13 protein-coding genes and 1 pseudogene are annotated in these 13344 nt (G+C 56.1%); 13 read left to right on the forward strand and 1 reads right to left on the reverse strand.

All coding sequences use genetic code 11. The annotated features are described in order from the left end of the window. Window positions 1-7: 7 nt before the first annotated feature. The 13 genes and pseudogenes from cysD to C813_RS46260 form a co-directional block, all read left to right on the forward strand. Window positions 8-916 carry a sulfate adenylyltransferase subunit CysD gene (cysD, locus tag C813_RS27405; RefSeq protein ID WP_017457708.1) on the forward strand — a complete coding sequence of 303 codons (909 nt, stop codon included), beginning with the start codon at window positions 8-10 and terminating at the stop codon, window positions 914-916. A gap of 9 nt (window positions 917-925) precedes the next feature. Continuing rightward, a complete protein-coding gene (gene cysN, locus C813_RS27410; RefSeq protein WP_017457709.1) occupies window positions 926-2353 on the forward strand; it encodes a sulfate adenylyltransferase subunit CysN in 1428 nt (475 codons plus the stop codon). After that, window positions 2353-2958 carry an adenylyl-sulfate kinase gene (gene cysC, locus C813_RS27415; protein WP_017457710.1) on the forward strand — a complete coding sequence of 202 codons (606 nt, stop codon included), beginning with the start codon at window positions 2353-2355 and terminating at the stop codon, window positions 2956-2958. The genes cysN and cysC overlap by 1 nt, the downstream gene beginning before the upstream one ends. Before the next feature lie 110 nt (window positions 2959-3068). Further along, window positions 3069-3398 (forward strand): DUF3561 family protein, encoded by a 330-nt coding sequence (locus C813_RS27420; protein WP_017457711.1) that lies wholly within the window; start codon window positions 3069-3071, stop codon window positions 3396-3398. A gap of 161 nt (window positions 3399-3559) precedes the next feature. Next, a complete protein-coding gene (gene ftsB / locus C813_RS27425; protein ID WP_017457712.1) occupies window positions 3560-3898 on the forward strand; it encodes a cell division protein FtsB in 339 nt (112 codons plus the stop codon). A gap of 19 nt (window positions 3899-3917) precedes the next feature. After that, window positions 3918-4628, forward strand: coding sequence for a 2-C-methyl-D-erythritol 4-phosphate cytidylyltransferase (gene ispD / locus C813_RS27430; RefSeq protein ID WP_017457713.1), 711 nt, complete (start codon window positions 3918-3920; stop codon window positions 4626-4628). Beyond that, complete coding sequence (gene ispF / locus C813_RS27435; RefSeq protein ID WP_017457714.1) at window positions 4628-5107, forward strand: 2-C-methyl-D-erythritol 2,4-cyclodiphosphate synthase; 480 nt, start codon at window positions 4628-4630, stop codon at window positions 5105-5107. The genes ispD and ispF overlap by 1 nt, the downstream gene beginning before the upstream one ends. Further along, entirely contained in the window at window positions 5104-6153 is a 1050-nt protein-coding gene (gene truD / locus C813_RS27440) for a tRNA pseudouridine(13) synthase TruD (protein ID WP_017457715.1), read from the forward strand. Before ispF ends, truD begins: the two co-directional genes overlap by 4 nt. After that, complete coding sequence (surE, locus tag C813_RS27445; RefSeq protein WP_017457716.1) at window positions 6134-6895, forward strand: 5'/3'-nucleotidase SurE; 762 nt, start codon at window positions 6134-6136, stop codon at window positions 6893-6895. The genes truD and surE overlap by 20 nt, the downstream gene beginning before the upstream one ends. Continuing rightward, window positions 6889-7515, forward strand: coding sequence for a protein-L-isoaspartate(D-aspartate) O-methyltransferase (locus C813_RS27450; protein WP_017457717.1), 627 nt, complete (start codon window positions 6889-6891; stop codon window positions 7513-7515). Before surE ends, C813_RS27450 begins: the two co-directional genes overlap by 7 nt. A 166-nt stretch (window positions 7516-7681) precedes the next feature. Further along, window positions 7682-8755 carry a murein hydrolase activator NlpD gene (nlpD, locus tag C813_RS27455; protein WP_238593055.1) on the forward strand — a complete coding sequence of 358 codons (1074 nt, stop codon included), beginning with the start codon at window positions 7682-7684 and terminating at the stop codon, window positions 8753-8755. 125 nt (window positions 8756-8880) lie between these two features. Further along, window positions 8881-9873: an RNA polymerase sigma factor RpoS gene (gene rpoS, locus C813_RS27460; protein WP_002442472.1), complete on the forward strand. Its 993-nt coding sequence runs from the start codon at window positions 8881-8883 to the stop codon at window positions 9871-9873. 258 nt (window positions 9874-10131) lie between these two features. After that, a pseudogene (locus C813_RS46260) lies at window positions 10132-10386 on the forward strand (LysR substrate-binding domain-containing protein); the annotation flags it as partial. Between the two features lie 302 nt (window positions 10387-10688). Here the strand turns inward: C813_RS46260 and mutS are convergent. Further along, window positions 10689-13250 carry a DNA mismatch repair protein MutS gene (gene mutS, locus C813_RS27470; RefSeq protein WP_017457720.1) on the reverse strand — a complete coding sequence of 854 codons (2562 nt, stop codon included), beginning with the start codon at window positions 13248-13250 and terminating at the stop codon, window positions 10689-10691. Window positions 13251-13344 lie beyond the last annotated feature (94 nt).

Below are 13344 nucleotides of genomic sequence, written 5' to 3' on the forward strand. Positions count from 1 at the left end.
AATGGTTATGGATCAAAAACGACTCACTCACCTGCGACAACTGGAGGCGGAAAGCATCCATATTATCCGCGAAGTGGCCGCCGAATTTTCCAACCCGGTGATGATGTACTCCATCGGCAAAGATTCCAGCGTGATGCTGCATCTGGCACGCAAAGCCTTCTATCCTGGCACGCTGCCGTTCCCGCTGTTGCACGTGGATACCGGCTGGAAATTCCGTGAGATGTACGAATTCCGTGACCGTACCGCAAAGGCCTATGGCTGCGAGTTGCTGGTGCATAAAAACCCGGAAGGGGTGGCGATGGGTATTAACCCGTTCGTACACGGCAGCGCCAAACACACCGATATCATGAAAACCGAAGGGTTGAAGCAGGCGCTGAACAAGTACGGTTTTGATGCGGCATTTGGCGGCGCGCGGCGTGACGAAGAAAAATCGCGTGCCAAAGAGCGTATTTACTCCTTTCGCGATCGTTTCCACCGCTGGGATCCGAAAAACCAGCGCCCGGAGCTGTGGCATAACTACAACGGCCAGATCAACAAAGGCGAAAGTATTCGCGTGTTCCCGCTCTCTAACTGGACCGAGCTGGATATCTGGCAATATATCTTCCTCGAAAATATCGACATCGTTCCGTTGTACCTCGCGGCGGAACGCCCGGTGCTGGAGCGCGACGGCATGCTGATGATGATCGACGATGACCGGATCGATCTGCAGCCGGGTGAAGTGATCGAAAAACGGATGGTGCGTTTCCGTACGCTTGGCTGCTGGCCGTTGACCGGCGCGGTGGAATCAAATGCGCAAACGCTGCCGGAGATTATCGAAGAGATGCTGGTTTCAACGACCAGTGAACGTCAGGGGCGCGTGATTGACCGCGACCAGGCCGGCTCCATGGAGCTGAAAAAACGTCAGGGATACTTCTAAGGAGCCGCCATGAACAACACGATTGCACAACAGATTGCCAATGAAGGCGGCGTCGAAGCGTATCTGCATGCCCAGCAGCATAAAAGCCTGCTGCGCTTTTTAACCTGCGGCAGCGTCGATGATGGTAAAAGTACACTGATTGGCCGTCTGCTGCACGATACCCGCCAGATCTACGAAGATCAGCTCTCCACGTTGCATAACGACAGCAAACGTCACGGCACCCAGGGTGAAAAACTCGATCTTGCGCTGCTGGTGGATGGCCTGCAAGCGGAGCGTGAACAGGGCATTACCATTGATGTGGCGTACCGCTATTTCTCTACCGAAAAACGCAAATTTATCATCGCCGATACGCCGGGGCATGAGCAGTACACCCGTAATATGGCGACCGGTGCGTCGACCTGCGATCTGGCGATTTTGTTGATCGATGCGCGTAAAGGCGTGCTGGATCAAACGCGCCGCCACAGCTTTATCTCCACGCTGCTCGGCATTAAACACCTGGTGGTTGCCGTCAATAAAATGGACCTGGTGGATTTCAGCGAAGAGACGTTCGACAACATTCGTCAGGATTACCTGACCTTTGCCGGGCAACTGCCGGGCAACCTCGATATCCGCTTTGTGCCGCTGTCGGCGCTCGAAGGGGATAACGTTGCCAGCCAGAGCGCGAAAATGCCGTGGTATAGCGGCCCGACGCTGCTGGAAGTGCTGGAAACCGTAGAAATCCAGCGTGTGGTGGATACGCAGCCGATGCGCTTCCCGGTGCAGTATGTGAACCGACCAAACCTCGATTTCCGTGGTTTTTCCGGTACCCTCGCCTCCGGCGTGGTGAAAGTCGGCCAGCGTATCAAAGTGCTGCCGTCTGGCGTCGAGTCGACCATCGCCCGCATCGTGACGTTTGACGGTGATTTACAGGAAGCCGCAGCGGGTGAAGCGATTACCCTGGTGCTGAAAGATGAGATCGATATCAGCCGTGGCGACTTGATTCTGGATGCGCAGGAAACGCTGCCTGCGGTGCAGGGCGCATCGCTGGATGTGGTGTGGATGGCGGAGCAGCCGCTGCAACCGGGTCAGAGTTATGACATCAAAGTAGCAGGCAAAAAAACGCGCGCTCGAGTCGATGGCATCCACTACCAGGTGGACATCAATAACCTGACGCAACGCCAGGTCGAAACCTTGCCGCTTAATGGCATTGGCCTGGTGGATCTGACTTTTGACGAGCCGCTGACGCTGGATGCTTACCAGCAGAACCCGGTGACCGGCGGCATTATCTTTATCGACCGCCTGAGCAACGTGACCGTTGGCGCAGGAATGGTGCGTGACGTTCATATCCAGCAGCAGGCCACTACATCCGAGTTCAGCGCGTTCGAACTGGAACTGAATCAGCTTATTCGTAAGCACTTCCCGCACTGGGGCGCACGCGATCTGCTGGGAGGCAAGTAATGGCGCAGCATGACGAAAATGTCGTCTGGCACGCGCATCCGGTAACGCCTAATGCGCGCGAGCAACTCCACGGTCACCGTGGGGTTGTACTGTGGTTTACCGGCCTTTCCGGTTCGGGAAAATCGACCGTCGCGGGGGCGCTGGAAGAGGCGCTGCACCGCGCGGGCGTCAGCACCTATTTGCTGGATGGCGATAATGTGCGCCACGGGCTGTGCAGCGATTTAGGCTTTAGCGACGCCGATCGCAAAGAGAATATCCGCCGCGTGGGTGAAGTGGCCAAATTGATGGTTGAAGCCGGTCTGGTCGTGCTCACCGCGTTTATCTCGCCGCACCGCGCCGAGCGGCAAATGGTGCGCGAGCGCCTGGGAGAAGGGCGGTTTATCGAAGTGTTTGTAGATACGCCGCTGGGGATCTGCGAAGCGCGCGATCCTAAGGGGTTGTATAAGAAAGCGCGCGCGGGAGAACTTCGCAACTTTACCGGCATCGATTCGGTTTACGAAGCGCCGCAATCTCCGGAAGTGCACCTGGACGGCGAACAATTGGTAACAAATTTGGTCAGCCAATTATTAGACCTCCTCCGGCAGGGCGATATTATCAGATCCTGAGACGGTACTGGCGATACACGCCATCTTCAGGTTTCACGGCGTTGATGTTTGCGCCGCCTGAATGAGGGCGTGTATTTCCGTGACCGGTCGTACAGGCAACAGGATCAGATATGCGCAACAGTCAGAACATCACCATTCCACGGTCGCAGTCGTTGACGACCACCACCGATGAAGCCACCACATGGTCGTTCCCTGGAGCGGTTGTGGGCTTTGTCGCATGGCTGCTGGCGCTCGGCATCCCGTTCATGATTTACGGCTCCAATACGCTGTTTTTCTTTCTCTACACCTGGCCTTTTTTTCTCGCCCTGATGCCCGTATCCGTCGTGGTCGGCATTGCGCTGCATTCGCTCCTCGATGGCAAGCTGCTTTACAGCAGCGTGGCGACACTGTTGACGGTGATCGCCATGTTTGGCGTGCTATTTATGTGGCTGATGGGGTAACGCAATCCCTACGTCAAACCGTAACGCTCATTAAGGCAATGTGTCCGGCTACGGATCGACAGACATTTATGGTAAAGTTTGGCGCTTGTGCGGCATCACCCGGCTGGAGTGGAGTCTGACGAAAAGTTATGGGATGATGATGCCGTTTTTCAGGGGGCAGGATGGGTAAACTAACGCTGCTATTGCTGGCTTTACTGGTCTGGCTACAGTATTCGCTGTGGTTTGGCAAGAATGGTCTGCATGATTACGGCCGCGTCAGCGAAGATGTGGCGGCACAGCAGGCGACAAACGCCAAATTAAAATCGCGTAACGATCAGCTTTTCGCCGAAATTGACGATCTCAATGGTGGCCAGGAAGCGATTGAGGAACGCGCTCGCAACGAATTAACGATGACGAAGCCGGGCGAAACATTTTATCGTCTGGTGCCGGACGCCTCAAAGCGCGCGTCGGGCTCAGCGCAAAACACGCAAAATACACAAAATACGCAGAACAGACCTTAAATAACCCCGGACTCACGACATGTCAGCAATGATCCCGGACGTCTGTGCCGTGGTGCCGGCCGCCGGATTTGGCCGCCGCATGCAAACGGAATGTCCTAAGCAGTATCTCTCCATCGGTGATAAAACCATTCTTGAGCACGCGGTCGCCGCGTTGCTCGCCCATACGCGCGTTAGTCGCGTGATTATCGCGGTCAGCCCTGGCGATGAACGCTTCGCGCAATTACCCCTTGCCAGCCATCCGCAAATCACTGTCGTGAACGGCGGCGCAGAGCGCGCGGATTCCGTGCTGGCGGGCCTGAAGGCCGCCTCGGGCGCACAGTGGGTACTGGTGCATGATGCCGCGCGGCCGTGTCTGCATCAGGATGATTTGAATCGACTGCTGGCGCTGAGTGAAACCAGCCGCGTGGGCGGAATTCTTGCCGCCCCGGTGCGCGACACCATGAAGCGCGCCGAACCCGGTAAAACCGCGATTGCTCACACCGTTGAGCGCAACGACTTATGGCATGCGCTAACGCCGCAGTTTTTCCCGCTGCCGCTGCTGCACGACTGCCTGACCCGCGCGTTGAATGAAGGCGCTGTAATTACTGATGAAGCCTCAGCGCTGGAGTATTGTGGTTTTCACCCGGAGCTGGTCGCCGGACGCGCGGATAATATTAAAGTCACCCAACCCGAAGATTTACGACTTGCAGAATTCTACTTGACCCATGCAGACCCCCAGGAGAAAGCATAATGCGCATTGGACACGGTTTTGACGTACACGCCTTTGGAGGCGTTGGCCCGATTATCATTGGCGGTGTGCGCATTCCCTTCGAAAAAGGCCTGCTGGCTCACTCCGATGGTGATGTTGCGCTGCATGCGTTGACCGACGCGCTGCTCGGCGCGGCGGCGCTCGGCGATATTGGTAAATTGTTCCCGGACACCGATCCGGCGTTCAAAGGCGCTGACAGCCGCGAGCTGCTGCGCGAAGCCTGGCGGCGCATTCAGGCAAAAGGCTATACGCTTGGCAACGTCGATGTCACCATCATCGCCCAGGCACCGAAAATGCTGCCGCATATTCCGCAGATGCGCGTGTTTATCGCTGAAGATCTCGGCTGCCATATGGATGATGTTAACGTCAAAGCCACCACCACCGAGAAACTCGGCTTTACTGGACGCGGCGAAGGCATCGCTTGTGAAGCGGTGGCGCTGTTGGTGAAGGCGGCGAAATGACAGATTTTGATAACCTGACATTTTTGCATGGCAAACCGGCGGCAAGCGGCGTTCTGAAAGCCAATCCGGAAGATTTCGTGGTGGTGGAAGATCTTGGCTTTGAGCCTGATGGCGAAGGCGAGCATATTCTGGTGCGCATCCTGAAAAATGGCTGCAATACGCGTTTTGTGGCCGATGCACTGGCAAAATTCCTTAAAATCCACGCGCGTGAAGTGAGCTTTGCCGGGCAAAAAGATAAACACGCTGTCACTGAGCAGTGGCTGTGTGCCCGCGTACCGGGTAATGCAATGCCCGATCTCAGCGCGTTTCAGCTTGAAGGCTGCAAAGTGTTGGAATATGCCCGTCACAAGCGCAAGCTGCGCCTCGGTGCGTTGCAGGGCAATGCGTTTACGCTGGTACTGCGCGAAATCAGCGACCGTGCGGACGTTGACGCGCGTTTGCAGGCCATCGCGGAGAAAGGTGTTCCGAATTATTTCGGCGCTCAGCGCTTTGGCATCGGCGGCAGCAACCTGCAAGGCGCGCTTCGCTGGGCGCAGAGCGATGCGCCGGTGCGCGATCGTAACAAGCGCAGTTTTTGGTTGTCGGCAGCGCGTAGCGCGTTGTTTAATCAAATCGTCAGCGAGCGGTTGAAAAAAACAGACTTTAATCAAGTTGTTGACGGCGATGCGCTACAATTAGCGGGGCGCGGCAGCTGGTTTGTTGCAACCTGTGAAGAGCTGGCGGAACTGCAAACGCGCGTTGAGGCGAAAGCGCTGATGATTACCGCGTCGCTGCCAGGCAGCGGCGAGTGGGGCACACAGCGTGACGCGCTGGCGTTTGAACAACAGGCGGTTGCTGATGCGCCGGATCTACAGGCGCTGCTGGTGCGGGAGAAAGTCGAAGCCGCGCGCCGCGCGATGCTGCTCTACCCGCAAAAATTAAGCTGGAACTGGTGGGATGACGTCACCGTCGAATTACGGTTCTGGCTTCCGGCGGGCAGCTTTGCCACCAGTGTCGTCAGGGAACTTATCAACACATCGGGTGATTATGCGAATATTGCTGAGTAACGATGACGGGATCCACGCGCCGGGTATCCAGACGCTGGCAAGGGCTCTTAGAGAGTTTGCCGACGTTCAGGTCGTCGCTCCCGATCGTAACCGCAGCGGTGCGTCTAATTCGCTGACGCTTGAATCCTCACTTCGTACTTTTACGTTTGAAAACGGCGATATCGCCGTCCAAATGGGCACGCCGACCGATTGCGTTTATCTGGGCGTTAATGCGCTGATGCGTCCGCGCCCGGATGTGGTGGTATCTGGCATTAATGCCGGGCCGAACCTTGGCGATGATGTCATTTACTCCGGTACGGTTGCCGCCGCGATGGAGGGGCGCCACCTGGGGTTCCCGGCGCTGGCGGTGTCGCTTAACGGGCATACGCATTATGACACCGCCGCGGCGGTCACCTGTTCCATCTTGCGTGCGTTAAGTCGCGAACCGCTGCGAACCGGCCGTATTTTGAATATTAACGTCCCGGATCTGCCGCTGGATGAGATCAAAGGAATTCGCGTTACGCGTTGTGGTAGCCGCCATCCGGCGGATCAGGTAATTCCACAACAAGATCCGCGCGGCAATACGCTTTACTGGATTGGCCCGCCCGGCGAGAAATGCGATGCCGGGCCGGACACCGATTTCGCCGCCGTTGATGAAGGCTATGTTTCCGTGACGCCGCTGCATGTGGATTTAACCGCTTACAGCGCGCATGATGTGGTGTCGGGTTGGTTGGATCGTGCCGGGGTGAACAGGCAATGGTAAGCAAACGCGTACAAGATCTTCTCAATCAATTACGCGCGCAGGGTATTAAAAACGAGCAGGTGCTTGAGGCGTTGTCACAAGTGCCGCGCGAGAAATTCATTGACGAGGCGTTTGAACACAAAGCGTGGGATAACGTCGCGTTACCTATTGGTCAAGGGCAAACCATTTCGCAACCCTATATGGTGGCGCGAATGACCGAGCTACTGGAGCTGACGCCGGCCTCGCGGGTGCTGGAAATTGGCACCGGTTCGGGGTATCAGACCGCCATTCTGGCGCGCCTGGTGCATCATGTTTGCTCGGTTGAACGCATCAAAGGGCTGCAATGGCAGGCGCGTCGCCGCCTGAAGCAGCTTGATTTACATAATGTTTCTACTCGTCATGGTGATGGCTGGCAGGGGTGGCAAGCTCGTGCGCCGTTCGACGCCATTATCGTGACCGCTGCACCGCCGGAAATCCCGGCTGCGCTGATGTCGCAGCTTGATGACGGCGGTATTCTCGTTTTGCCCGTGGGCGATGAACTCCAGCATTTGAAGCGGGTTCGTCGGCGGGGAAGCGAATTCATTATCGATACCGTTGAAGCCGTACGCTTTGTTCCGCTGGTGAAAGGCGAACTGGCCTGAGAAACAGAGTTTTCCTGGGTTTTTCAGGCAATAACAGCGTATGGTGAGCACATTTGCCGTAAACGTTCGCGGTTATCTTTAAGTCATTGGTAATTTACATATTGTTGGGGGATAAATGAGCGCGGGAAGCCCAAAATTAACCGTAAGCCGTGTTGCGGCATTATCACTGGTTTCACTTTGGCTGGCAGGGTGTTCAAATTCCACTAATGCTCCGGCCCCGGTCAGTTCCGTTGGCGGCATGAAGAGCGCCAGCAGTAATAATTCCAGTTCCGGTATGTTAATCACACCGCCGCCAAAACTTGGCACGTCCGCGCAACAACCGCAAATTCAGCCGGTACAGCGTCCTGCCGTTCAGCCGACGCAGATCCAGCCCGTCGCGCAGCAACCCGTTCAGACGGTGAACGGTCATATCGTCTATAACCGCCAGTATGGCAATATTCCTAAAGGCAGCTACACCGGCGGCAGCACCTACACCGTTAAGCGTGGCGATACGCTGTTTTATATCGCGTGGATCACCGGGAACGATTTCCGTGACCTCGCGCAGCGTAATAACGTTGCTGCGCCGTATAGTCTTGAAGTCGGACAAACCTTACAGGTTGGCAACGCATCCGGTACGCCAATTACTGGCGGTAACGCCATAACTCGGGCCGATGCTTCTGCGCAAGGAATCGTCTCAAAACCTGCACAAAATTCAACCGTAGTGGTTGCTTCGAAACCGACAATTACGTATTCTGAAGATTCAGGTGAACAAAGTGCTAACAAAATGTTGCCGAACAATAAGCCTGCGACTATCGTCACAGCGCCTGTTACGGCTCCTTCTGTAAGCTCAACCGAACCGACTGCCAGCAGTACATCAACCAGCGCGCCGATTGCTTCATGGCGTTGGCCGACTGATGGCAACGTTATCGACAACTTCTCTGCGACCGAAGGTGGCAACAAAGGTGTCGATATTGCGGGCAGTAAAGGACAGGCTATCGTCGCGACCGCAGATGGGCGCGTTGTATATGCCGGTAACGCACTGCGCGGTTACGGTAATTTGATCATCATAAAACACAACGATGATTACCTGAGTGCCTACGCCCATAACGACACAATGCTGGTCCGGGAACAACAAGAAGTTAAGGCGGGGCAAAAAATCGCTACCATGGGTAGCACCGGAACCAGTTCTACACGCTTGCATTTTGAAATTCGTTACAAGGGGAAATCCGTAAACCCGCTGCGTTATTTGCCGCAGCGATAAATCGGTGCAAAGTGATTGAAGTGCTCCCCATTTGAGTCGTTGCAGCGTGCGCAGATGCCGCTGCAGTCGGCAAAATGAGTAGTCTTCAGGTGCTTTGCCCAGGGATCACGGGTAGGAGCCACCTTATGAGTCAGAATACGCTGAAAGTTCATGATTTAAATGAAGACGCGGAATTTGATGAGAACGGAGTAGAGGCTTTTGATGAGAAAGCCTTAGTAGAAGAGGAACCCAGTGATAACGACCTGGCTGAAGAGGAGCTGTTGTCGCAGGGTGCTACCCAGCGGGTTTTAGACGCTACTCAGCTGTACCTTGGGGAAATTGGGTACTCCCCGCTCTTAACGGCCGAAGAAGAAGTTTATTTCGCACGCCGTGCGCTACGTGGTGATGTCGCCTCTCGCCGTCGCATGATCGAAAGTAACCTGCGTCTGGTGGTGAAAATTGCCCGTCGTTACAGCAATCGTGGTCTGGCGCTGCTGGATCTGATTGAAGAGGGTAATCTGGGGCTGATCCGCGCCGTTGAGAAATTTGACCCGGAACGCGGGTTCCGTTTCTCAACGTATGCCACCTGGTGGATCCGTCAGACCATTGAACGGGCAATCATGAACCAAACCCGTACTATTCGTCTGCCAATCCACATTGTTAAAGAGCTGAACGTCTATCTGCGTACTGCACGCGAGTTGTCCCATAAGCTGGACCACGAGCCGAGCGCAGAAGAGATTGCCGAACAGCTGGATAAACCTGTTGATGATGTCAGCCGTATGCTGCGTCTCAACGAGCGCATTACCTCAGTTGATACGCCGCTGGGCGGTGATTCTGAAAAAGCGCTGCTGGATATCCTGGCCGATGAGAAAGACAACGGCCCGGAAGACACCACGCAAGACGATGATATGAAACAAAGCATCGTTAAATGGCTGTTCGAACTGAACGCCAAACAGCGTGAAGTGCTGGCGCGTCGTTTCGGTCTGCTGGGTTATGAAGCTGCGACACTGGAAGATGTGGGCCGCGAAATTGGTCTCACTCGTGAACGTGTTCGCCAGATTCAGGTTGAAGGTCTGCGTCGTCTGCGTGAAATCCTGCAAACGCAAGGGCTGAATATCGAAGCGCTGTTCCGCGAATAAGCACCATTTCACGACAAAAAGGCCGCTCGCAGATGACGCGGCCTTTTTCTTTGCCAGCTGCCGTTACGCTGCCTGCGCCGTCTCATGCAAATGACGCCACAACACGCGCCCTTGCTGAAATTGAAACACCTCCGTTGACCAGCGCGCATGCTCACCCTGCGTTTTCCGATAGCCTGTTACCGCTCCACTGTCCCACTCCGTCAGCGGTTCAATGTTGTCGGCAACAATCTTCAACCCCGCGCGACTGCCGCGCTGCGCCTGGAAATCACCGCGCCAGCGCGGTTATCCGCAGATAGCGCGCAGGCGTTAATGGCATTCGTGCTGGCCGGTTGCGGCGTGGCGTTGTTACCGCTATGGCTGGTGCAAACAGCGCTGGACAGTCACCGGCTTATTCATTTGTTGCCGGAATACCGCTTCGCGCAGCAGGGGGGTTATGCCGTCTATGCGGATGCGCAGCATCAGCCCGCTAAAGTCCGCGCGTTTGTAGATTTTTTGCGTGCGCGTCTGGCGTAGTACCGCCTCAGTTTTATAGCCCGTCAGTCAAACTTAAATTGCATGAAAACGCGGCATCCAAAACCTGGATATAAACGGACCGGCACCGTCAAATAAGGCGGAAACACCATCTGTCCATCCAGGCGAGTTATCGCCGGTCAAAGGTGGTTCAGCCTGGACATCGAGAACCGCTGTGCCGATCCAGATGTGTGTTTTGCATGATGTCGTAAGTGTTGATACTGCACCGCGCGGGTGCGGGAGATGTCGGCGTGGCTGGCGGATAAGTGAAATTCCCTCTCCCGTTCAGGGAGAGGGAAGAGGGGTTACAGCAGGTTTTTCAGACGGTAAATCCACTCCAGTGCCTGGCGCGGCGTTAAGCTGTCCGGATCGAGGTTTTCCAGCGCTTCAACCGCCGGGTTTGTCTCTTCTGGCGCGGCCAGCAGTGACATTTGCGTGCCGTCGATCTGGGTGGCTGCCGCGCTCGGCGACAGACTTTCCAGTTCGCGCAATTTACCGCGTGCGCGCTTGATCACCTCTTTGGGGACACCCGCCAGCGCCGCGACCGCCAGGCCGTAGCTCTTACTGGCTGCGCCATCCTGCACGCTATGCATAAAGGCGATGGTATCGCCATGCTCCAGCGCATCGAGATGCACATTCGCCACGCCTTCCATTTTTTCCGGCAACTGCGTCAGCTCGAAATAGTGGGTGGCAAACAGCGTCAACGCTTTGATCTTATTCGCCAGATTCTCCGCACACGCCCACGCCAGCGACAAGCCATCATACGTCGATGTCCCGCGGCCAATTTCGTCCATCAGCACCAGGCTGTTTTCCGTGGCGTTATGCAGGATGTTCGCCGTTTCGGTCATCTCCACCATAAACGTGGAGCGCCCGCTGGCCAGATCGTCCGCCGCGCCGACGCGGGTAAAGATGCGATCGATTGGCCCGATCTCCACTTTTTGCGCCGGCACATAGCTGCCGATATAGGCCAGCAGAGCAATCAGCGCAGTCTGGCGCATATAGGTACTTTTACCGCCCATATTCGGGCCGGTAATGATCAACATCCGCCGCTGTGGCGACAGGTTTAGCGGGTTGGCGATAAACGGCTCTTTCAGCACTTGCTCAACCACCGGATGGCGGCCTTCGCTAATACGAATGCCCGGTTTTTCGCTAAAGGTCGGGCAGCAGTAATTGAGGGTATAAGCACGCTCCGCCAGGTTGACCAGCACATCCAGCTCTGCCAGCGCGGCGGCGCTCTGCTGCAAATCCGCCAGATGCGGCATCAGCAGATCAAACAGCTCTTCATAGAGCTGTTTTTCCAGCGCCAGCGCTTTGCCTTTGGAGGTAAGAACTTTGTCTTCGTACTCTTTCAGTTCCGGAATAATGTAGCGCTCAGCGTTTTTCAGGGTCTGACGGCGCACATAATGAATCGGTGCCAGGTGGCTCTGTCCACGGCTAATCTGAATGAAATAGCCGTGTACCGCGTTATACCCCACTTTCAGCGTATCCAGCCCCAGCCGCTCACGTTCGCGGACCTCGAGGCGATCGAGATAATCGGTCGCGCCATCTGCCAGTCCACGCCACTCATCCAGCTCGGCGTTATACCCCGGCGCAATCACGCCGCCATCTCGCACCAGCACCGGTGGTGCTTCAATGATGGCGCGCTCCAGCAGTTCGCGTAACTCGACAAATTCGCCCATTTTTTCACGCAGCGCCTGTACCGGTGCGCTGTCGATATCCGCCAGCTGGCTGCGCAGTTCCGGTAATTGCTGGAAAGCGTAACGCATGCGCGCCAAATCGCGCGGGCGAGCGGTGCGCAGCGCCAGACGCGCCAGAATACGCTCCAGATCGCCCACCTGACGCAGCACCGGTTGCAGCTCACTGGTGTGTTCCTGCAACGCGCTGATGGTTTGCTGGCGCTCGGTCAGCACTTTCGTATCGCGTATCGGCATATGTAGCCAGCGTTTGAGCATGCGGCTGCCCATCGGCGTGACGGTACAGTCGAGCACCGACGACAGCGTGTTTTCGACGCCGCCTGCCAGGTTCTGGGTGATCTCCAGATTTCGGCGCGTCGCGGCATCCATAATGATGGTGTCCTGCTGGCGTTCCATGGTGATGGAGCGAATATGCGGCAGGGCGGTACGCTGCGTGTCTTTCACATATTGCAACAGGCAACCGGCGGCGCACAGGCCGCGCGGCGCGTTCTCGACGCCAAAACCGACCAGGTCGCGCGTGCCGAACTGCATGTTTAATTGCTGGCGCGCGGTGTCAATTTCGAACTCCCACAGTGGGCGGCGGCGCAAACCACGACGGCCTTCAATTAGCGCGGTTTCCGCGAAATCTTCCGCATAGAGCAATTCCGCCGGATTGGTGCGTTGCAGCTCAGCCGCCATGGTGTCGCGATCCGTCGGTTCGCTAACGCGAAAACGCCCGGAACTGATATCCAGCGTCGCGTAACCAAAGCCTTTGCTGTCCTGCCAGACGGCGGCGAGCAGGTTGTCCTGGCGCTCCTGCAACAGCGCTTCATCGCTGATGGTGCCAGGCGTGACAATGCGTACCACTTTGCGTTCGACCGGCCCTTTGCTGGTGGCCGGATCGCCAATCTGCTCGCAAATCGCCACCGATTCACCCAGGCTCACCAGCTTCGCCAGATAATTTTCCACCGCATGATGCGGTACACCCGCCATAGGAATCGGCTCACCGGCAGACGCGCCGCGTTTGGTCAGCGAAATGTCCATCAGCTGCGAGGCGCGTTTGGCGTCGTCGTAAAACAGCTCGTAGAAGTCGCCCATACGGTAGAACAGCAGAATATCCGGGTGCTGCGCTTTCAGCTTAAGATACTGCTGCATCATTGGGGTATGGGCGTCGAAATTCTCTAGTGTACTCATCAGTTTATGATGTCCATTTTCTTAAATTTTAATGAGTTAGTGATGTTTGTTGTTCTCATTGAGTTTCACTTTGTCTCATTGGATCTCAGGAAAT

The sequence above is a fragment of the Kosakonia sacchari SP1 genome (assembly GCF_000300455.3).
Lineage (GTDB): Bacteria > Pseudomonadota > Gammaproteobacteria > Enterobacterales > Enterobacteriaceae > Kosakonia > Kosakonia sacchari.